Below are 18968 nucleotides of genomic sequence, written 5' to 3'. Positions count from 1 at the left end.
CACCGGTGAGGGCGAAAGCGGAGGTGGGGGCGGGAGCGGGAACGCGAGGGCGGGCGGAGGAAAGGGCGGGGGTGCGGTCGGCGGCGGGGGCGCGAGTTCGGGTGGTGCGGGGGCGGGTGGCGGGGGTGCGGGGGCGGGTGGGGATGGCGACGGTCGGGCCGGTGACCGTGGTGCATGGGGTGAGAGTGGGGGTTGGGGAGCGGAGTGGCCAATGCGAGCTCCGAGGGTCTGAACTCGAACGGTGGAGGTGGGGGCTGGAGTTCGACGGTGGAGGTGGGGCGGAGTACAGGCGGTGGAGGGGGATGTGCGAGTGGGGTCACTCGAAAGGGCGGAGTGGGGTGGTGGCGGGTGCGGGTGGGGGTTGGTGGACGGAGCATGGGCCCATGACGTATCCCGATGCGGGCACCGCTGGTCAGGATCGGCCTGCCGGGGTTACGGCCGGGCGCGGGCGGACGTTGTGGATCACCTTTGGGGTGATCACCCTGGTGATCGGGCTGGCCGTCCTGCTCTGGCCGGGGCTGACGCTGCTGACGGCGGCGGTGCTGTTCGGCGTGCAGATGCTCGTCACCGGCGTCTTCTGGCTCGCCGCGTCGTTCACCGCGGACGCGCTGGGGCGACAGCGGTGGTTGCTGGCGGTGGCCGGGTTGTTGGCGCTGGTCGCGGGCATCCTGTGCCTGCGCGCGCCGTTCCAGACCATCGCGGTGCTGGCGCTGCTGCTCGGGGTGACCTGGGTCGTCGGCGGCGTGGCCGAGGTCTTCCACGGGTTCGGCAAGAGCGGGTGGGCGGTGTTCTCCGGCGCGATCACCGCGATCGGCGGGATCGTGGTGCTGGTCTGGCCGGTGGCGAGCCTGCTCGCGCTGGTCTGGCTGCTCGCCGTGGTGCTGATCGTGTTCGGCGCGATGGCCATCGCGGGTGGGGTCGGCACGAGCCGCAAGCCGCGGGTCAAGACGGCGGCCACCGCGTCCACCGGGACGACCGCCACCGCCTGACCCGCCCTACTCCCAGATCGCCCAGCGCAGGTAGACCGAGTCGAAGCTCTCCCCCACCATCCGCACGTCCTTGACCTCCACGAAACCCAGTCGGTCCTGGTTCGTGCGGATGCAGAGGACGCGCACCTCCTCGCGGAACTCGGCGAGCGGCACGGAGGTGCGCCAGTCACCGTCCGGACGGGCGGCGCACACGCCGTAGACCGGATCCGGCGCGCCGCGTTCCAGCAGGGCGAACTGGGAGCCGTGCTCCGAGTCCAGCGACGTGGGGCCGACCATCAGGTCCTGCCCGGTGGTCAGGCCGTCCTCGAAGTCGATCGAGTAGGACTCCCGGTCGCCGCCCGAGCTGTACAGCTTGCGGTTGGCCGGCGCGCTGGTGGGTGTGGTGCTCACCGAGGTCGAGGTCGAGGTCGAGGTCGTGGTGGACGGCGGGCTGCTGGGAGCGGAGGTCGTCGTCGGGCTCGAAGTGGTGGTGGTCGTGGTGCGGCTGGTGGTCGAGGCGGCGACGTCGGCGGGCGGCGTCGGCGACGACGGCTTGAGCGAGAACCCGATCACACCCGCGCCCAGGGCGGCGACGGCCGCGGCGACGGCGAGCGTCCGGTCGACCGGTTTCGCCCACCGCTTCCAGACCACGTAGACCCCGGTGAACACGGCCAGGGCGCCGGCCGCCACCACGAGCGGGCTGCCGCCGGCGATCACCAGCGCGGAGACCGCGGCCACGTCGGCCGCGATCCCGACGCCCTGGGGCAGCAGACGCGCGGACGTGTCCTCGGACGACGACTCCGTCACCACCGAAGCTCCCCTCCCCGTCTTGAGGACAGGGAGGGTAGCGGCCGGCGGTCAGTCGTCGTGGCGGGACCGCGCTACGTGATCAGCCCTCACGCCAGCCGCTGGTGATGGGCAGCCTGCGGTCACGGCCGAAGGCCTTGAACGTGATCTTGGTGCCCGGCGGGTACTGGCGGCGCTTGTACTCCGCCTTGTCGACCATGCGCAGCACCTTGTCGACCAGTTCGTGCGAGAAGCCCATCGCGATGAGGTCGCGGTAGCCCTTGTCGCCCTCGACGTAGTCGTCCAGCACCGAGTCGAGCAGTTCGTAGTCCGGCAGCGAGTCGGTGTCGACCTGACCGGGGCGCAGCTCGGCCGACGGCGGCTTGCTGATCGAGTTCTCCGGGATCGGCGGCAGCTCGCCCAGCTTCTCGGCCTCCGCGTTGCGCCACCGCGCCAGGTCCCAGACCAGCGTCTTCAGCACGTCCTTGATCGGCGCGAACCCGCCGACCGCGTCGCCGTAGATGGTCGAGTAGCCGACGGCCAGCTCAGTCTTGTTGCCGGTGGCGAGCACCAGGTGGCCGTGCTGGTTCGACAACCCCATCAACGTGACGCCGCGGCACCGCGCCTGGACGTTCTCCTCCGCCAGCCCGGTCAGCCCGAGCTGGTCCACGAAGACGCGGACCATGTCCGCGATCGGCTGCTCCGAGTAGTGGCAGCCGGTGCGCTGGGCCAGGTCGTAGGCGTCGGACTTCGAGTGGTCCGACGAGTACACCGACGGCATGGAGACGCCGTACACGTGGTCCGCGCCGAGGGCGTCCACCGACAACGCGGCCACCACCGCCGAGTCGATGCCACCGGAGAGCCCGAGGACGACCGAGCGGAAGCCGTTCTTGTGGACGTAGTCGCGCAGGCCGGTGACGAGCGCGTGCCACACCTCCGCCTCGTCGGACAGCGGTTCAGCGGGCTGCGGCACGGGCAGCGGGTCGTAGGCCGGGAGCGGTTCGTGGGTCAGGGAGCGGCGGGTGACGGTGAACCCGCCGTACGCGCCTTCCGTGCGGGGCGTGCCGCCGGGGAGGTCGAGGTCCAGCACGACCAGGTGCTCCACGAACTGGGGCGCGCGGGTGATCAGCGAGCCGTCCGCGGCGACCACCATCGTGTCGCCGTCGAAGACCAGCTCGTCCTGCCCGCCGATCAGGTTCACGTACGCGAGGGGAGCGCCCGCCTCGACCGCGCGCCGCGCCACCAGCGGCAGCCGGGCGTCGTCCTTCTTCCGCTCGTACGGCGACGCGTTCGGCGAGACCACCAGGTCCACGCCCGCCTCGCCGAGGGCGGCGATCGGCCCGCCGTCCTGCCACAGGTCCTCGCAGATCACCATGCCGACCTCGACGCCGTGCACGCGCACGACGTCCAGCGCGTCGCCGGGGGTGAAGTACCGGCGCTCGTCGAACACGCCGTAGTTCGGCAGGTGGTGCTTGTGCTGCCGGGCCACCACCTCGCCCCGGTGCAGCACGGCGGCGGCGTTGCGCATGCCGTGCTCGTCGCGGTCGAGGTAGCCGGCGAACACCGCCAGCTCACCGCACCCCTCGTCGTCCAGCCTGGACGCGAGCGCGGTCAGCGCCTCCTTGGACGCCTCCGCGAACGACACGCGCAGCGCGAGGTCCTCGACCGGGTACCCGGTCAGCGCCATCTCGGGGAAGACCGCGAGGTGGGCGCCCGCCTCCACGGCCTTGCGGGACCACTCGACGACGAGTTCGGTGTTGCCCGCCAGGTCGCCGACACAGGCGTTGACCTGGGCGAGGGCGAGTCGGAGCTGTGGCATGGAGGCATTCTCGCTCACACGCGGCGGCCTTGGCGCGCGTTGTGGCCGACGCGTCACACCTACGATCGAAGACGTGCGCCGTCCGATGATGCTGTTCCTCGCCCTCCCGCTCCTCGCCTCGTGCACGAGCGTGCTGCCCGGGTCGCCCAACGCCGGGACCGCGTTGGAGCGCAGAGGGCCAGCCGGGGCCGTGCCCGCGGGGTTGGAGAGGTTCTACGGCCAGCAGCTCGGCTGGGAGGACTGCGCGCCGTACTCGACCACCGGGACGACGACGTCGCTGTTCAAGAACAAGAAGTCGATCGAGTGCGCCCGGCTGGAGGTGCCCCTCGACTACGCGAAGCCGGAGGGGCGCACGATCAGGATCGGTCTGCTGCGGCAGCCCGCGTCCGGTGACCGGATCGGTTCGCTCGTCGTCAACCCGGGCGGTCCGGGCGCGTCCGGCATGGCCGCGGCGGCGGGCATGGGCACACAGGTGAAGTCGACGCCGGTGGGCGAGCGGTTCGACCTGATCGGGTTCGACCCGCGTGGCATCGGGGCGAGCGAGCCGCAGGTCAAGTGCCTGACCGACGCCGAGCGGGACGCCGACCGGCTGGACACCGACATCGACACGTCGCCGGCGGGCCTGGCGCAGACCGAGGCGGAGAACAAGGCCTACGCGGACAAGTGCGCCTCGGCGACGGGCGTGGACGTGCTGGCCAACGTCGGCACGCGGGACGTCGTGCGCGACCTGGACGTCATGCGGTCCGCGCTCGGCGACGAGAAGCTGACTTACCTGGGCTACTCGTACGGGACGCACATCGGCGCGGCGTACGCGCAGGCGTTCCCGGGCAACGTGCGGGCGCTCGTGCTGGACGGCGCGGTCGACCCGACGCAGAACCAGGTCGAGTCGCTGATCGCGCAGGGCGCCGGGTTCCAGAAGGCGTTCGACGCGTTCGCCGCGTGGTGCGCGCAGCGGCAGGACTGCGCGTTGGGGACGGACCCGGCGAAGGCGAACCAGTCGTTCCGGGACCTGACGCTGCCGCTGGTGCAGCGGCCCGTGGCGGTGGGCGACCGGAAGCTGTCGTACAACGACGCGATCACCGGCGCGATCCAGGCCATGTACTCGGAAGAGCTGTGGGCGCCGCTGAACACGGGGTTGACGGAGCTGAAGAACAACCGCGGTGACGTGCTGATGCTGTTGGCGGACAACTACTTCGACCGCGACCCGCAAGGCCGGTACTCCACGATCACGGACGCGTTCGTGGCGGTGAAGTGCGTGGACGAGCCGCGGGTGACGGACAAGAACGTGCTGAACGACGTGGCGCGGCGGTACAAGGAGGCCGCGCCGTTCCTGGACGACGGCCAGCCGCCGGGCGCGGCGCTGGACGCCTGCGCGTTCTGGCCCGTGCCGCCGACCGTGCAGGAGCACAAGCCGGTGGCCGGGCTGCCGCCCGTGCTGGTGATCTCCACGACGGGCGACCCGGCGACGCCGTACGAGGCGGGGGTCAGCCTGGCGAAGGAGTTGGGCGGCGGGCTGTTGACGTTCGAGGGCAACCAGCACACCGTCTACTTCCACGGCAACGAGTGCGTGGACTCGGCCGGGCACGCCTACCTGGTCGAGTTGACGCTGCCGCGCGAGGGGACGCGCTGCTCCTGATCCGGGCTGAGCCGACCGGGTGATCTCGCGAACACCCGTGCGGGGCGGCACTACGATCGCGGGCATTTCCACACTGGGAGCGTGTTCGCATGACCGTTGACGGCGTGAGCCAGGTCGGAGCCGAGGGCTTGAGGCGGTTGCGCGCCTCCCTGAACGAGGTCGGCGTGGCGATCTCGGACCACCTGCCGTCACCGATGAACCGGTTCCTGGTCGCCTCGATCACCTCGAACCTCCCGTACCTGACCCGTGACGCGGACTTCATCGACCGCTTCGAGCGGTTGCAGGGTCAGGAGGACGCCTACGTCCAGGCGTTGGACGCCAAGGTCGCGCAGACGCGGGCGGTGATCGTCTGGTCGGGCGGGAAGCTGTCGCAGAACTACGTGAACCGGTTGCGCGCGGCCTACGCCGCGCTCGACCCGGCGATGCGGGTGGACGTCGAGCGCAACGAGGGTGTGCCGAGCACGATCGCGGGTGACGCCCTGCCCGAACACCTCGCCGCGCAGGGGCTCGACCAGGAGCGGATTCACCCGGACGTGGTGCGTGAGGTCCGGCGGTTGCTGGCGGGCTTCGTGGGCGACCGGATCACCGTGCACGTGCCGCCCGACACCGCGCTGATCCGCCCGCCCGCGGAACTCCGCTTCCCGGAGGGGGCGGTGGCCTACCGGGCGACGGCCCAGCCGAAGAGCGTGGCGTTCCCCGGCGCGCACGCCGCTCCGACGTACCTGATCCTGGTGACGATCGGGCACGGCGGGAGCGGTGGGACCACGTTCTTCCCACCGGCGGGCGGCCTGATGCCGCAGGAGATCGCCCAGGGTCTCCCCGCCGCCCGGCAGGCCGCGCTGTGCGTTCCGCTTCAGTGCTTCCCGCAGGACGGGGTCCGGGAGTGGCTGGCGGTGCGCGGGTGGTCGCCGAACATCACCGCCGTGAGCATTCCCACCTTGGACGAGTCGCACGACGCGGAAATGAGCGCGTGGATCGAGGAGAACCTGCACGACACGGTGCAGAACTGGTTCTACGCGCTCTGACCGGGACCGCGGACGGTCCGGTCAAGGACGTGCCGCGGCGGTGACGACCTCGGTGTCCGGGTCGTGGTCGAGCACGGTCGTGCCGGCCACGACCACGGTCGCCTTCCGCCACGGCTGCTCGCGGAGCAGCAGCGGCACTTCCTCGGCCAGCCAGTCGGCGAGGAACCGCCGCCGGTCGGCGGAGTCGCCGTCACGCGCGGTCATCCGGCGTTCCTGCTCGTCCAGGTCGCCCTGCACCCAGATCGAGGCGTCGAGCCACGGGACGAGGTCCTGGCGGAGGATGCCGGTGCCCTCGACCCACACGACACCCGCACCGGCGGCGACGCGGATCGCGCCGGGGCGGTCGCGCTCGACCCAGGCCGGCGGTCGGAACTCCACCGCCTCGCCCCGGTGCAGGGGCCGCAGGACGTGGTCGACCACGAGGTCCACCCAGTCGAAGAACGCGTGGTGCCAGGCGATGTCGTCGGTGTGCACGACCCCGGAGCCGGGAACGACCTTCCGCAACCGCTCGACGAGGGTGGACTTCCCGGCGCCGCCGCGTCCGTCGATCGCGACGACGACGGGACGTCCGGTGACGTCGCCGGCCGCTTCGCGCAGTCGCCGCACGACGTCGGGCAGCGTCTCGACGCGCCACCCCGTCGCCTGGGTCTCACCCGGGTTCAGTCGCACGCGGAGCCTCCTCGGTCGATCGGATCAGCGGTGGGCGAGGCCGTCCACCCGCAGGGTGGCTGAGTCGTCCCGGTGCGTCCCGGTGCCACCGACGTGCTTGTCGCCGATCGTGGTGCCGTTCTTGAGCACGTGGTAGAGCGCCATGCCGTGCCCGCGACCCAGGTCGTAGTCGTCCTTCAACCACTGGAGGACGACGCCCGCCTTGGTGGTCGCGTCGTACCCGCGCTCTCCCGCCTCGGCCAAGAGCTCGGCCGGTGTCTTGCCGGTCTTGCGCTCGATGGTGTCGAGGTACGCCTGGAAGGACATGGCCGGCTCCTTGTTCGTCGGTGTGGACCCAGCCTAGGACAACTTATCTTGTCTTGACAAGATTTATTGTCGGTTCTTGGATCCAGAGCAGTTCCGAGCCCTTGACACCTGATCAGGTGACCTAAGAGCGCGAGACGGGTGCGGCAGACTGTCGGCGATCAAGTCCGAGGAGACCCATGACCAGCAGCGACCGCAGTCCGGTCGACTACCGCGTCGGCCTCGCCCACCGCCTGCGCGAGCTGATGCGCCGCAGGGACGTGACCAAAGCCGATATCCAGACCACGCTGGGCTGCTCGGAGTCGAAGGTCGGCAAGATCCTGCGCGGCGACCACTCGATCGCGCCGCTGGAACTGGTGGCCCTGCTCGACCTCCTCGGAGTGGCGGAGGAAGAGCGCGCCGACCTGGTGCACCTCGGGGAGGAGGCGCGCAGGCGCCGCCCCAAGACGCCGTGGGGCTCGGCGATCCCGGACCGGCTGCGGAAGTTCTTCAACACCGAGGAGACCGCGCGGCGCATCGAGGCGTGCCGACGGACCGGTGCTGGAGTTCACGCCTGCTGCTCTGAGGGCGTTCCTGAGGGCACTGCGGCCCAGCTCGCCAGCAGCTTGAGGCGTTCCTCGGTCGGCGAGCCCACGCGAGCGGTGTAGAGGGCGAGGACCACGTCCGGGTCGCCGGTCGGTTGCAGGGTCTCGTAGTCGAGGTCCAGGTCGCCGACCACGGGGTGGTGCATGAGCTTCGTGCCGTGGGTCTTCTCCTGCACCTTGTGCTGCGCCCACAGCTTGCGGAACGTCTCGTCCTTCACCGACAGCTCACCCACCAGCGCCGCCAACCTGGCGTCGTCCGGGTAGCGGCCCGCGTCCAGCCTGAGGAACGCCACCATGTCGGCGGCGACGGTGGGCCAGTCGCGGTAGAAGGTGCGGGACTCCGGGCGCAGGAACGTGTGCCTGGCCGAGTTGCGGTCCTCCGGCGGCAGGTCGCCGAAGCCGTAGAGGGCGTCGGCCAGCGGGTTCCAGGCCAGGATGTCCGAGCGGCGGCCCATCACGAACGCGGGCACGTCGCCGGCCATCTCCAACAACCGCCGCAGACCCGGGCGGACGCGTTGGGGCGCGGGCCGCTTGGCCGGCGCGGGACGGACGAGGTTGCGCAGGTGGGAGCGCTCGGTCTCGTCCAGCCGCAGCACGCGGGCGACGGCGTCCAGCACCGAGTCGGAGACGGCGGGCGTGCGGCCCTGCTCCAGGCGCATGTAGTAGTCCACGCTCACGCCGGCCAGCATGGCCAACTCCTCGCGGCGCAGGCCGGGCACGCGTCGCCGACCGCCACCGGGCAGGCCGACGTCGTCGGGGCGGACGCGCGCCCGGCGGCTGCGGAGGAACTCGCCCAGGTCGTGGTTCACCCACCCAGTATGGCCGCCCCCTGCGGGTCGAGCCTGGGTACTGGCAGACCTAGGGAACGTCTTCCCACAGGTTGACCGGAGCCTCTGGTACCTGGCCTGACCAGGTCCAGTGTTCTTGCCATGACCTACGACCTGAACAACCGCACCGCCGTCGTCACCGGGGCCGCGAGCGGCATCGGCACCGAGATCGCGCTCGTCCTGGCCCGGTCCGGGGCGAAGGTCGCGCTGCTGGCCCGTCGCGCCGACCGGCTCGCGGACCTGGCCGACAAGATCACCGCCGAGGGCGGGCAGGCGCTCGCCGTCGCCGCCGACGTCACCGGTGACCTCACCGAGGCCGTCGAGGCGGTCCACACCGCCTTCGGCCGGGTCGACCTGGTGGTGAACAACGCCGGCGTGATGCTCGCGAACCCCCTCGCCGAGGGCCGGGACGACGAGTGGAACCGGATGATCGACACCAACCTCAAGGGCCTGCTGAACGTCACCAAGGCGTTCACCGCGGACCTGGTCGGGGCGGGCGCGACCGGCACCGCCGACCTGGTGAACATCTCGTCCGTCGGCGCGCACCTGACGTTCCCCAACTACGCCGTCTACACCGCGACCAAGGCCGCCGTCACGCACCTGTCGGCGAACCTGCGCACGGAGCTGGGCCCGCAGGGCGTGCGGGTGACCAACGTCGAGCCCGGTCTCGTGCAGAGCGAGCTGGCCGACCACATGGACAACCCGGACGTGGACGCGCACCTGGCGGCGTGGCGGGAGCAGGTGCCGCCGCTGAACCCGGCCGACATCGGTGACGTGGTCGGGTTCGCCACCAGCCGGCCCAAGAACGTGAACCTGCGGCAGCTCGTGGTGCTGCCGACCGTGCAGGTCTGAGGACGGCCGGGCCGCCCACCCCGCCGGTGGGCGGCTCAGCTCGACCGGCGACTGCGGTAGGCGCGTTGCTGACAGCTCCGCGAGCAGTACGCGCGGGGCCGCCCGGACGTCGGCTGCGTCACCGGCTTACCGCACACCCGACAAGTTTCATCACGCTTTTCATCACGCTTCTGGATCAGCAGCTCGATGCCGTCCAGCAGCCGGGCCAGGCCGAACCCGAACGGGTCCGACTGGTCGAAGCCGCCGGCCTCCCACAGGGAGGTCAGCGTCGGGTAGCGGTCGAAGCGGGCGAACAACGCGTCCCGCGCGCCCCACCACTGCTCGTCGCTCACCCCGGTGCCGCGCTCCGCCCGCGCGGCCTCGACCAGGGCGGACGACTCGGCGTCCACGAACCGGGCGACCAGGCCGACCGCCGCGACCACCTCGGCCGGGGCGAGGCCGGTGCCGGCGACGATGCCCAGCGCGTGCTCGTAGTGGGCCAGCGCGTTGGGCCCCGGCACGTGCCGACCCGGCACCTCGGCCAGCCAGGGATGACGTTTCCGCAGTTCCCAGGCGTGGCGGACGAACGCCTCCAGCGCCGAGCGCCAACCGCCGTCGGCCGGCGGCAGCGGGTCGCCGAGCACGGCGTCGCTCATCAGGTCGACCAGGTGGTCGCGGCCGGGCACGTGGCGGTAGAGGGCCATGGTGGTGAAGCCGAGCCGTTCGGCGACCTTGCGCATCGACAGCCCGGCCAGCCCCTCGGCGTCGGCCACCTCGACCGCCGCGCCCACGACCGCCTGGAGGCTGAGCCCCGGCCGCCCGCCCCACAGCAACTCCACCGAAAGGTCGGGATCGCCCGCCGTACCCATCACGCCTCCATGGTATACCTGTTGCGGTTTACGCCATAAACAACCTGGGGGCTGCTCATGACCGATTTCCACGTCTCCCCGACCGGGGACGATGCCACGGCGGGCACCGCCGAGCGGCCGTTCGCCACGCTGGCCCGCGCGCGACAGGCGGCCCGCGAGGTGGCCGGCGACGTCACCGTGCACCTCAGGGCGGGCACGCACGTGCTCACCGAGCCGTTCGTCCTGACCGAGGAGGATTCCGGCGTCGTCTACCAGGCCTTCGGCCACGGCACCGGCGCGCCGGAGGAGGCCGTCGTCAGCGGCGGCCGGGAGGTCGTCGGGCGACGGGGGCCGGACGGCGTGTGGCGGGCCGAGGTCGGCGACCTGGTGACGCGGCACCTCGTGGTGGACGGGCGGCGGGTCGAGCGCGCCGGCGTGGACGGGCTGCCCGGCACGGTCCGCCGCACCGCGACCGGCTACACCACGGACGCGCCGCTGGACTGGCACGACCCGGCGGGCGTCGAGTTCGTGCACCGGGGCGTCTACCCGTGGACGGAGGCGCGCACGGCGGTCGCGTCCGCCACCGGCGGCGAGATCACCATGGCGCAGCCCGCGTTCGGCTGGGCCGTGGACGTCTACAACTCGGAGTGGTTCGGCCAGGTGATGGCCGGTCCCCCGGCGCCGACCCGGGTGGAGAACGACCCGGCGTTCCTGACCGAGGGCACGTTCGCGCTGGACCGCTCGCGCCCCGGCCGGCACGTCCTGCACTACCTGCCCCGCCCGGACGAGGAGCCGCACGTGGTCGCGCCCGCGCTGGAGGTGCTGGTGCGGGCCACCGGCGTGCGGGACGTGGCGTTCCGGGGCGTGACGTTCGCCGACACCACGTGGCTGCGGCCGGGCAGCGACCGGGGTTTCCTGCACTACCACTCGAACGGCTACTACGACGGCGGCCGGATCGGGAGGGTGGAGCCCGCCGAGGGCGCGTGGCTGACCGTGCCCGAGGAGCACGAGCAGATCCCCGCCGGCGTGCAGGTGGACGGGACGACCGGGGTGCGGTTCGAGGGCTGCCGGTTCACCAGGCTGGGCGCGTCGGGGCTCGGCGCGACCGGCGGCGCGGACCTCGTGGTGCGCGGCTGCGACTTCGACACCCTCGCCGCGTCCGCCATCTCGGTCACCGGGACGAGCGGGGCGACGATCGAGGACAACCTCGTCGCGGACGTCGGGCTGGACCACTCCGGCTCGGCCGGCATCACGTTCCACGACACCGAGGACTGCACGGTCGCGCACAACCACGTGCGCGACGTGCCGCACAACGGCATCGTGGCCAACCCGTCGCGCGGCGGCACCCGCATCACGCGCAACCTCGTCACCGGGGCGATGGGCGTGCTGGCCGACGGCGGCGGGATCTACCTGTCCGGCGCGCAGGGCCCGGCCGAGAACGGGGCCGTGATCAGCGGCAACGTCATCGAGGACACGCGCACGCCGTACAACTTCGGCCTCTACACCGACTACGGGGCCACGTGGGTGGCGGTCGAGGGGAACGTGGTCGCCCGCGCCGACAACACCGCCGTGCTGCACGTCCACCCGCCGTTGGAGCACGTCGCCTACCGGGGCAACTTCTGGGACGCCGACCCGGTCGGCAGCGACGCCGTGCCGGACGGCGTCACCTACGAGGGCAACACCACGATCGCCGACCCGGCCGGGTTCGCCGCCGCAACGGCGGGCATCCGGGCGCGGGCGGGCCTGCTCACGAGACGGGCCTGACGAACGGGAACAGCACGGTCCGCCGGATCGACGCGCCGGCCGGACGCGGTGGCGTTGGCGGTGCTCACGGCGTTGCGCGGCGGCTGAGCGGGCGGGGCGCACGGTACTCGCGATCGGCGGGGCGCGCGATGTGGCGGACGGAGCGTGTGAAGCGTCTCGCACTACGCGCATTTACCCCGGCGTCGGTGTCAGGCTGGGCGGGTAACCGTGCAACAAGGTCCCGGGGACCAGCGATGACGCCGGCCCCGAGGGAGGACGGTCGACGATGACCTCGTCAGAGGTAACCGCGCCCTACGGCAACGGGGCGGGCAGCGCCCCCACCGGCAAGAAGGTGCGCATCCACCACCTGCGGGAGCTGAAGGAGCGCGGCGAGCCGTGGCCCATGCTCACCGCCTACGACATGTACACCGCGGAGCTCTTCGACGAAGCGGGCATCCCGGTGCTGCTGGTCGGCGACTCCGCGTCCAACAACGTCTACGGCTACGACACGTCGCTGCCGGTGACCGTGGACGAGCTGATCCCGCTGGTCCGGGGCGTGACCCGGTCGGTGAAGCGGTCGCTGGTCGTGGCCGACCTGCCGTTCGGCTCCTACCAGGTGTCGGTCGAGCAGGCCGTGGCGACGGCCGTGCGGTTCATGAAGGAAGGCCGCGCGCACGCGGTGAAGCTCGAAGGCGGGAAGCACTTCGCACCGCACATCGAGGCCATCGTGCGGGCGGGCATCCCGGTCATGGCGCACATCGGGTTCACCCCGCAGAGCGAGCACCAGCTCGGCGGCTACCGCGTGCAGGGCCGCAACGACGCCTTCGACTCGGTGGTCGAGGACGCCCGCGCGGTCGAGGCCGCGGGCGCGTTCGCGGTGGTGCTGGAGATGGTGACCAGCGAGGTCGCCAAGCAGATCACGCACGACCTGGCGATCCCGACCGTCGGCATCGGCGCGGGACCGGACACCGACGCGCAGGTGCTCGTCTGGCAGGACATGATGGGCCTGCGCCGCGGGCGCGCGCCCAGGTTCGTGAAGCGGTACGCCGACGTGGCCGGCGTGATGAAGTCGGCGGCGGAGCAGTTCGCGGCCGAGGTGAAGGGCCACCAGTTCCCCGGCCCCGAGCACACCTTCCACTGATCGACCGACCGAGGTCGTCGCGCGGGTCCCGGCCGGCGCGACGACCTCGTGCCGTCCTGGTCGAATTCCCGCCGATTCCCCGCGAAAGCGAATAGCGCGACGGCGAGCACCATTCGCTTTCGCCGCGCAGGGCCTGGTGGACCACCTGCCCGACCGGGCCTCGGCGCACTACCTGCGCCGGCCCGGCGAGCCGCCGTGGGCGCCGGTGGGCCGCGCCCTCAAGGACCTCGTGCTGCTGCCCGCGAGCACGTTGTCCCGCGTCGTGCGGCTCGCCACGCACCCGCGTCCCCGCGCCCAGGCGGGCGCCCGGGTGGACGCGGACAAGTACGGCTCCCTGATGACGCTGCGGGAGATGGCGGCGGACGTCGAGCTGCACAGCTACTTCCAGCAGGCCGACGTCGAGCGCTACACGCACCTGCTGCGCACCCGCGTCACGCTGGCCGTGGCGGAGATCCTGCGCGACGCCGGGTACCACACGGCGTCGTTCGACCAGCAGGCTCAGTCGATCGTCAACAACACCGTCAACACGGTCACCGTCACCGAGGGCGGCACGCTGACCGGGCACGTGCTCCAGACCGGCTCGCTGACCGGGGACATCGACATCACCGGCTGACGGTGATCCACTCGCGGCCCGGCCTCGGGCAGAGTGGTCGCCATGTACCCCGAGATCGAACCGCACGACCAGGGCCTGCTCGACGTCGGCGGCGGCAACCGCGTCTACTGGGAGGTGTGCGGCAACCCCTACGGCAAGCCCGTGGTGTTCCTGCACGGCGGGCCCGGCGGTGGGTGCGCGCCCGTGCACCGCAGGCTGTTCGACCCGGCCGCGTACCGGATCGTGCTGATCGACCAGCGCGGCTGCGGCCGGTCCCTGCCGCACGCGTCCGAGCGCGGCACGGACCTGTCGGACAACACCACCTGGCACCTCGTGTCCGACCTGGAGGAGGTCCGCGCGCACCTGGGCGTCGACCGGTGGCAGGTGTTCGGCGGGTCGTGGGGCTCGACGCTGGCGCTGGCGTACGCCCAGACGCACCCGGAGCGGGTGACCGAACTGGTGCTGCGGGGCATCTTCACGTTGCGGCGCAAGGAACTCGACTGGTACTACGGCGGCGGCGCGGGGTTCCTGTTCCCGGAGCTGTGGGAGCAGGTCGTGTCGCGCGTGCCCGAGGGCGCGGACGTGATCGAGGCCTACGGGCGGCTGCTGGACGACCCGGACCCGGCCGTGCGCGAACCGGCGGCGGTGGCGTGGAGCGTGTGGGAGGGGTCGACGGTCACGCTGCTGCCCCGGCCGGAGCTGGTGGAGGTGTTCGCGCAGCCACGGTACGCGCTGGCGTTCGCGCGGATCGAGAACCACTACTTCCGCCACGGCGGGTGGCTGGAGGAGGGGCAGCTGCTGCGTGACGCGGGGAAGCTCGCGGGCATCCCGGGCGTGATCGTGCAGGGCCGCTACGACCTCGCCACCCCCGCCGTGACCGCCTGGGACCTGCACCGCGCGTGGCCGGGGTCGGAGCTGGTGGTGGTGCCGGACGCCGGGCACGCGTTCGACGAGCCGGGCGTCCTGCGCGCGCTGCTGGCCGCCACCGACCGGTTCAAGCAGGTGTGATCCGGCCCATCCGCGCTTGGACGCCGGGTGCCGGGCACGACCAGACTCCGGTGCGTGGAACTCCGACCGGTGACACCGGACAACGTCGTGGCGGCCTGTCGGCTCGAACTCGAGCCGGGGCAGGAGAGGTTCGTGGCGCCCGTCGCGGAGTCGCTCGCCGAGGCCTACGCGCAGCCGGAGGTCGCGTGGCCGCGGGTGGTCCACGACGGCGACCGGGTCGTGGGGTTCGTCATGGGCGCGTTCGACCCCGGCAGCCCGGTCGACTACTTCCGGTGCGGCATCTGGCGGCTCGCCGTGGCGGCCGGTCACCAGGGCGCGGGGTACGGGCGGTTCGCGGTCGAGGAGTTCGCCGCCGAGGCACGCCGGCGTGGCCAGGACCGGATCACCGTGCTCTGGGTGCCGGGCCCCGGCGGGCCCGAGGGGTTCTACGCGCGCTGCGGGTTCACACCGACCGGGCAGGCGTTCCGCGGGCAGGTGGTCGGCGAGCGGTTCCTCACGGCCTGAGCGCCGCCGCCAACGACGCGCGCGCGTCCACCAGCGACGGGCCGTACCAGGTCAGGTGGCGGCCCGAGACGTGCACCGGACGCAGGCCGGGGAAGAACTGCGGGCCGTCGTCCGGGGTGAAGAGGTACGGCTCGTCGGGCAGCACGACCAGGTCGGCGTCCTGGAGGTCGGGCAGCCCGGGTCGGGGGTAGCGCTCGGGGTGGTCGGCGAAAACGTTGACCACGCCCAGGCGCAGCAGCACGTCGCCGGCGAACGTGTCGCGGCCCAGCACCACCCACGGCTTGCGCCACACCGGCACCACGGCCCGGGTCCACGGCGGCGTCACCTCGCGCCACAGCCGTTCGGCCTCGACCAGCCAGTCCGGCTCCACGTCCCACGCCGTGCCGAGCAGGCGGCGCAGCGAGCCCAGCGCGGCGGGGACGGTGGCGGGCGCGGCCGTGACCCACACCGGGATGCCGTCGGCGCGCAGCCGTTCGACGTCCTCCGGGCGGTTCTCCTCGCTGTTGGCCAGCACCAGGTCCGGGCGCAGCGCCAGCACCCGGTCCACCTCCGGGTACTTCGAGCCACCGACCCGGGTGACGTCGAGGTCCGGCGGGTGGGTGCAGTAGTCCGTGGCCCCGACCAGGACGGCCGGGTCGACGGCACCGGTGACCAGGGCTTCGGTGAGCGACGGCACCAGGCTGACCACGCGCGTCGGCGGACCGGGCAGCGGGACCGGCTCGCCGAGGTCGTCGACCGGCAGCATCAGATGTCGGTGATCTTCAGGCCGGCGTGCGCCTTGTAGCGGCGGTTGATCGCGATGAGGTTCGCGGTGAACGCCTCCACCTGGTGGGCGTTGCGCAGCCGTCCGCCGTAGACGCCGCGGAAGCCGGGGATGGTCTCGGCCAGCGCGCGCACGAGGTCGGTGGCCTCCCGGTCGTCACCCAGGACCAGCACGTCGTTGTCCACCCGCTCGACGGTCAGGTCGGCCAGGTTCACCGCGGAGACGTGGTGGAACGCGGCCGTGACGCGGGAGTCCGGCAGGAGCGCGGCGGCCTGCTGCGCGGCGCTGCCCTCCGGCACGGGCAGCGCGAACGGGCCCTGCTTGTCGAAGCCGAGCGGGTTCACGCAGTCGATCACGACCTTGCCGCGCAGCGGTTCGCGCAGCGCCGCCACGGTGTCCGCGTGCCCGTCCCACGGCACGGCGATCAGCACCACGTCCGCCCGCGTGGCGCAGCCCTCGTTGTCCGCGCCTTCGACGTGCCCGCCGCCCGCCTGCTCGCGGATCTCCGCGGCCGCGGCCTCGGCGCGTCCGGCGTCGCGGGAGCCGATGACGACCTCCAGGCCCGCCTTGGCCCACCGCAGCGCCAAGCCCTTGCCCTGCGCTCCGGTGCCGCCCAGCACCCCGACGGTGAGCTCACGAATATCAGTCACCCGGCCATCACATCACAGGAGTTCCGGGCGGGCCGTCCGATCGCGTGCGTGATCACAGCCGGTCGAGCCGGAGGGCGAGGCCGTCCAGCAGCGAGCGCAGGCCCAGCTCGAACAGGTGGTCCAGGTCCAGGTCGTAGCCGTCCCGGGACAGCGCGGTGAACATCCGGGCGAAGGTCGGGTAGCGGCCGGAGCCCGTGATCGCCTCCATCGCGGGCTCCTGGCGGTCCATCCACTCGTCCTCGGACAGCCCGGACGCGCCGAGCGCCTGCTGCTCACGCTCCAGGTGGACCGCGACACCGTGCACGTGGCTGAAGAGCATCACGTGCAGGTCGCACAGGTCGGCGGCGTCGAGGCCGAAGCCGTCCAGCGCGGCCAGCGCCCACTCCGCGTGCACGGCCAGGTTCGGCAGCGGCAGCGGCCGGGTGATCGGGGTGAGCTGCGCGAGCCACGGGTGTCGCCGGTAGAGCGACCACAGGGTGCGCGCGCACAGCTCCAGCCGGGCCCGCCAGCCCTCCGGCGGCCGGTCCGGGTAGCCCTGCTCGCCGAACGCGGCGTCGGACATCAGCACGACCAGCTCGTCCTTGCCCGCGACGTGCCGGTACGGCGACATCGGCGCCACCCCGAGGCGGGCCGCGACGCCGCGCATGGACAGCACGCCGAGCCCTTCGGCGTCGGCGATCGCCATCGCCGCGCGCACGACCCGTTCGCGGGTCAGCTCCGGCTGCCTGCCGTGCGCCGGGCGGTGCTTGCCGGCCGCGGGACGGCGGGTGTCGGCGACCACCGTGCCCGAGCGCGGTTCGGCGCGCACCAACCCGTCCCTGGCCAGGGTGTCGAGCGCCTTGGCCGCGGTGGCCGCCGCGACGCCCCACTCGGCGGCGATCCGGCGGGTCGAGGGCACCTTGGCACCCGGCGGCCACTCGCCCTCCTCGATGCGGCGCCGGAGGTCGGCGACGATGCCCAGGTACCGCGGTCCGGTCGACACGTCCACCCCTGCCTGTGCTGGTACAGATGCCAAACTGTACTAGGTCAGTTTTGGCTGCTTCCTGCGTGTTCATGCAGTGTGTTCATCGTAAACGTACAGCGTCTATTTCTTGCGGAGGAACACCATGCGGACCGTGCTGATCTCGGGGGCCGGCGTCGCTGGTTCGGCCCTGGCCCACCTGCTGCGGCACCACGGCTTCTCGGTGACGGTGGTGGAACGCGCGCCCGGCCCGCGCCGGGGCGGCCAGGCCGTCGACGTCCGCGGTGTCGCGCTCGACGTGGTGGACCGGATGGGGCTCGGCGAGCAGGTGCGGGCCGCGCGGACCCGGATGCGCGGGATGTCCGTGTTGGACGGCGAGGGCAACGAGCTGTTCCGGTCCGAGGAGTACGCGCTCAGCAGCGGCCGGTTGGCCGGCGAGGACGTCGAACTGCTGCGGGAGGACCTGATCACGGTGCTGCACCGGGCGACCGGGGACGGGGTCGAGCACGTCTTCGGCGACTCGGTCACCGCGCTGCGGGAGGAGGAGCACGGCGTGCGGGTCGAGCTGGAGCACGGCGGCTCCCGCACGGTCGACCTCGTGATCGGCGCGGACGGCGCCCACTCCGCCGTGCGGCGGCTCGCCTTCGGACCCGAGGAGCGGTTCGGCCGACACCTGGGCCAGTACCTGGCGATCTTCCCCACCGCCAACTTCCTGGACCTCGACCGGTGGCAGCTGTGGTTCCAGGACCAGGCGGCCGGCACGGGCGGCGCGATCTACCCCGTGCGCGACAACACCGAGCTGCGGGTGACCCTCGGCTTCGCCTCCGAGCCGTTGGCCCACGACCACCGGGACGTCGCGCGGCAGAAGCGGATCGTGGCCGAGCGGCTGGCCGGCCTGGGCTGGCACGTGCCGACCCTGGTGGCGGCGATGGCGGACGCCCCGGACTTCTACTTCGACTCGATGACGCAGATCCACATGGACCGCTGGACGACCGGCCGGGTGGCGCTGGTCGGGGACGCGGGCTACTGCGCCTCGGCCCTGTCCGGGCAGGGCACCAGCCTCGCGCTGGTCGGCGCGCACGTGCTCGCGCAGGAGCTGGGTCGGGCGGGTGTCGACCACCCGACCGCGTTCGCGGCCTACGAGCGGCGGATGCGCCCGTTCGTCGAGCTGAACCAGGCCCTGGCCACCGAGAACCCGGCCGGCCCGCCCGCCGAGGAGTCGGTCGACCGGGCCAAGCACGCGATCTCCCTGGACGACCCGGCGAGCTGACGGCTCACCCGGCCCGCCACCCGTCGAGGCGTCCGGCGGG

At 72.5% G+C, this 18968-nt stretch carries 20 protein-coding genes; 11 read left to right on the top strand and 9 right to left on the bottom strand.

What is annotated here, in order from left to right; genetic code table 11:
* Nucleotides 1-473 precede the first annotated feature (473 nt).
* The gene (locus ACQPYE_RS05080; protein ID WP_498719522.1) at nt 474-989 is read left to right on the top strand and encodes an HdeD family acid-resistance protein; all 516 of its coding nucleotides are present in this window, start codon (nt 474-476) and stop codon (nt 987-989) included.
* A gap of 6 nt (nt 990-995) precedes the next feature.
* Here ACQPYE_RS05080 and ACQPYE_RS05075 read toward each other — a convergent pair whose 3' ends face one another.
* Nucleotides 996-1775 (bottom strand): hypothetical protein, encoded by a 780-nt coding sequence (locus ACQPYE_RS05075; RefSeq protein WP_498719520.1) that lies wholly within the window; start codon nt 1773-1775, stop codon nt 996-998.
* 82 nt (nt 1776-1857) lie between these two features.
* Nucleotides 1858-3573 (bottom strand): NAD+ synthase, encoded by a 1716-nt coding sequence (locus tag ACQPYE_RS05070; protein WP_498719519.1) that lies wholly within the window; start codon nt 3571-3573, stop codon nt 1858-1860.
* Nucleotides 3574-3661: 88 nt separating this feature from the next.
* Between ACQPYE_RS05070 and ACQPYE_RS05065 the strand changes: the two genes are divergently transcribed.
* Together ACQPYE_RS05065 and ACQPYE_RS05060 are read left to right on the top strand one after the other, a co-directional pair.
* On the top strand, nt 3662-5209 hold the full coding sequence (locus tag ACQPYE_RS05065) for an alpha/beta hydrolase (protein WP_498722841.1): 1548 nt from the start codon (nt 3662-3664) through the stop codon (nt 5207-5209).
* 89 nt (nt 5210-5298) lie between these two features.
* The gene (locus ACQPYE_RS05060; protein WP_498719518.1) at nt 5299-6234 is read left to right on the top strand and encodes a hypothetical protein; all 936 of its coding nucleotides are present in this window, start codon (nt 5299-5301) and stop codon (nt 6232-6234) included.
* A 21-nt stretch (nt 6235-6255) separates the two neighbouring features.
* On the opposite strand, the gene ACQPYE_RS05055 is transcribed toward ACQPYE_RS05060, so the two are convergent.
* The gene (locus tag ACQPYE_RS05055) at nt 6256-6903 is read right to left on the bottom strand and encodes a uridine kinase family protein (protein ID WP_498719516.1); all 648 of its coding nucleotides are present in this window, start codon (nt 6901-6903) and stop codon (nt 6256-6258) included.
* Between the two features lie 24 nt (nt 6904-6927).
* Nucleotides 6928-7209, bottom strand: coding sequence for a DUF4287 domain-containing protein (locus ACQPYE_RS05050; RefSeq protein WP_498719514.1), 282 nt, complete (start codon nt 7207-7209; stop codon nt 6928-6930).
* A 176-nt stretch (nt 7210-7385) separates the two neighbouring features.
* Here ACQPYE_RS05050 and ACQPYE_RS05045 point away from each other — a divergent pair, with 176 nt between their 5' ends.
* Nucleotides 7386-7853 (top strand): helix-turn-helix domain-containing protein, encoded by a 468-nt coding sequence (locus tag ACQPYE_RS05045; protein ID WP_498719513.1) that lies wholly within the window; start codon nt 7386-7388, stop codon nt 7851-7853.
* Here the strand turns inward: ACQPYE_RS05045 and ACQPYE_RS05040 are convergent.
* Nucleotides 7754-8599 carry a helix-turn-helix transcriptional regulator gene (locus tag ACQPYE_RS05040; protein WP_498719511.1) on the bottom strand — a complete coding sequence of 282 codons (846 nt, stop codon included), beginning with the start codon at nt 8597-8599 and terminating at the stop codon, nt 7754-7756. The two genes, ACQPYE_RS05045 and ACQPYE_RS05040, sit on opposite strands and share 100 nt — an antisense overlap.
* A 120-nt stretch (nt 8600-8719) precedes the next feature.
* Here ACQPYE_RS05040 and ACQPYE_RS05035 point away from each other — a divergent pair, with 120 nt between their 5' ends.
* Nucleotides 8720-9469: an SDR family oxidoreductase gene (locus ACQPYE_RS05035; RefSeq protein WP_498719508.1), complete on the top strand. Its 750-nt coding sequence runs from the start codon at nt 8720-8722 to the stop codon at nt 9467-9469.
* A 35-nt stretch (nt 9470-9504) separates the two neighbouring features.
* Here the strand turns inward: ACQPYE_RS05035 and ACQPYE_RS05030 are convergent, their stop codons facing one another.
* On the bottom strand, nt 9505-10317 hold the full coding sequence (locus tag ACQPYE_RS05030) for a TetR/AcrR family transcriptional regulator C-terminal domain-containing protein (RefSeq protein WP_498722840.1): 813 nt from the start codon (nt 10315-10317) through the stop codon (nt 9505-9507).
* A gap of 57 nt (nt 10318-10374) precedes the next feature.
* Between ACQPYE_RS05030 and ACQPYE_RS05025 the strand changes: the two genes are divergently transcribed.
* The 5 genes from ACQPYE_RS05025 to ACQPYE_RS05005 all read left to right on the top strand — a co-directional run bounded on the left by ACQPYE_RS05025 (nt 10375) and on the right by ACQPYE_RS05005 (nt 15284).
* Nucleotides 10375-12060 (top strand): right-handed parallel beta-helix repeat-containing protein, encoded by a 1686-nt coding sequence (locus ACQPYE_RS05025; RefSeq protein WP_498719506.1) that lies wholly within the window; start codon nt 10375-10377, stop codon nt 12058-12060.
* 265 nt (nt 12061-12325) lie between these two features.
* A complete protein-coding gene (panB, locus tag ACQPYE_RS05020; RefSeq protein WP_498719504.1) occupies nt 12326-13180 on the top strand; it encodes a 3-methyl-2-oxobutanoate hydroxymethyltransferase in 855 nt (284 codons plus the stop codon).
* 136 nt (nt 13181-13316) lie between these two features.
* The gene (locus ACQPYE_RS05015) at nt 13317-13793 is read left to right on the top strand and encodes an AbeC-like domain-containing protein (protein WP_498719502.1); all 477 of its coding nucleotides are present in this window, start codon (nt 13317-13319) and stop codon (nt 13791-13793) included.
* A 42-nt stretch (nt 13794-13835) separates the two neighbouring features.
* Nucleotides 13836-14780: a prolyl aminopeptidase gene (gene pip, locus ACQPYE_RS05010; RefSeq protein ID WP_498719500.1), complete on the top strand. Its 945-nt coding sequence runs from the start codon at nt 13836-13838 to the stop codon at nt 14778-14780.
* Nucleotides 14781-14834: 54 nt separating this feature from the next.
* On the top strand, nt 14835-15284 hold the full coding sequence (locus tag ACQPYE_RS05005) for a GNAT family N-acetyltransferase (protein WP_498719499.1): 450 nt from the start codon (nt 14835-14837) through the stop codon (nt 15282-15284).
* On the opposite strand, the gene ACQPYE_RS05000 is transcribed toward ACQPYE_RS05005, so the two are convergent.
* Genes ACQPYE_RS05000 through ACQPYE_RS04990 form a run of 3 tightly spaced genes read right to left on the bottom strand, consistent with a single transcriptional unit; the run spans nt 15274 to nt 17679 of the window.
* Nucleotides 15274-16029, bottom strand: coding sequence for a helical backbone metal receptor (locus tag ACQPYE_RS05000; protein WP_498719498.1), 756 nt, complete (start codon nt 16027-16029; stop codon nt 15274-15276). The two genes, ACQPYE_RS05005 and ACQPYE_RS05000, sit on opposite strands and share 11 nt — an antisense overlap.
* The gene (npdG, locus tag ACQPYE_RS04995) at nt 16029-16697 is read right to left on the bottom strand and encodes an NADPH-dependent F420 reductase (protein WP_498719497.1); all 669 of its coding nucleotides are present in this window, start codon (nt 16695-16697) and stop codon (nt 16029-16031) included. The genes ACQPYE_RS05000 and npdG overlap by 1 nt, the downstream gene beginning before the upstream one ends.
* A 52-nt stretch (nt 16698-16749) precedes the next feature.
* A complete protein-coding gene (locus ACQPYE_RS04990) occupies nt 16750-17679 on the bottom strand; it encodes a TetR/AcrR family transcriptional regulator C-terminal domain-containing protein (RefSeq protein ID WP_498719496.1) in 930 nt (309 codons plus the stop codon).
* A gap of 124 nt (nt 17680-17803) precedes the next feature.
* Here ACQPYE_RS04990 and ACQPYE_RS04985 point away from each other — a divergent pair, with 124 nt between their 5' ends.
* Nucleotides 17804-18928, top strand: a complete 1125-nt coding sequence (locus tag ACQPYE_RS04985; protein ID WP_498719494.1) for an FAD-dependent monooxygenase — start codon at nt 17804-17806, stop codon at nt 18926-18928.
* The last annotated feature ends 40 nt before the right edge of the window (nt 18929-18968 follow it).

The sequence above is a fragment of the Actinosynnema sp. CA-299493 genome (genome assembly GCF_050946825.1).
GTDB lineage: Bacteria > Actinomycetota > Actinomycetes > Mycobacteriales > Pseudonocardiaceae > Actinosynnema.
The sequence above is the reverse complement of the archived record's forward strand: the minus strand, read 5'-3'. Positions and strand labels throughout refer to the sequence as shown.

Coding starts and splice junctions, on each gene's coding strand:
- ACQPYE_RS05070 (WP_498719519.1), bottom strand. CDS start 3,573: ATGCCACAGCTCCGACTCGCCCTCGCCCAGGTCAACGCCTGTGTCGGC.
- ACQPYE_RS05065 (WP_498722841.1), top strand. CDS start 3,662: ATGCTGTTCCTCGCCCTCCCGCTCCTCGCCTCGTGCACGAGCGTGCTG.
- ACQPYE_RS05060 (WP_498719518.1), top strand. CDS start 5,299: ATGACCGTTGACGGCGTGAGCCAGGTCGGAGCCGAGGGCTTGAGGCGG.
- ACQPYE_RS05050 (WP_498719514.1), bottom strand. CDS start 7,209: ATGTCCTTCCAGGCGTACCTCGACACCATCGAGCGCAAGACCGGCAAG.
- ACQPYE_RS05045 (WP_498719513.1), top strand. CDS start 7,386: ATGACCAGCAGCGACCGCAGTCCGGTCGACTACCGCGTCGGCCTCGCC.
- ACQPYE_RS05035 (WP_498719508.1), top strand. CDS start 8,720: ATGACCTACGACCTGAACAACCGCACCGCCGTCGTCACCGGGGCCGCG.
- ACQPYE_RS05030 (WP_498722840.1), bottom strand. CDS start 10,317: ATGGGTACGGCGGGCGATCCCGACCTTTCGGTGGAGTTGCTGTGGGGC.
- ACQPYE_RS05025 (WP_498719506.1), top strand. CDS start 10,375: ATGACCGATTTCCACGTCTCCCCGACCGGGGACGATGCCACGGCGGGC.
- panB (WP_498719504.1), top strand. CDS start 12,326: ATGACCTCGTCAGAGGTAACCGCGCCCTACGGCAACGGGGCGGGCAGC.
- pip (WP_498719500.1), top strand. CDS start 13,836: ATGTACCCCGAGATCGAACCGCACGACCAGGGCCTGCTCGACGTCGGC.
- ACQPYE_RS05000 (WP_498719498.1), bottom strand. CDS start 16,029: ATGCTGCCGGTCGACGACCTCGGCGAGCCGGTCCCGCTGCCCGGTCCG.
- ACQPYE_RS04985 (WP_498719494.1), top strand. CDS start 17,804: ATGCGGACCGTGCTGATCTCGGGGGCCGGCGTCGCTGGTTCGGCCCTG.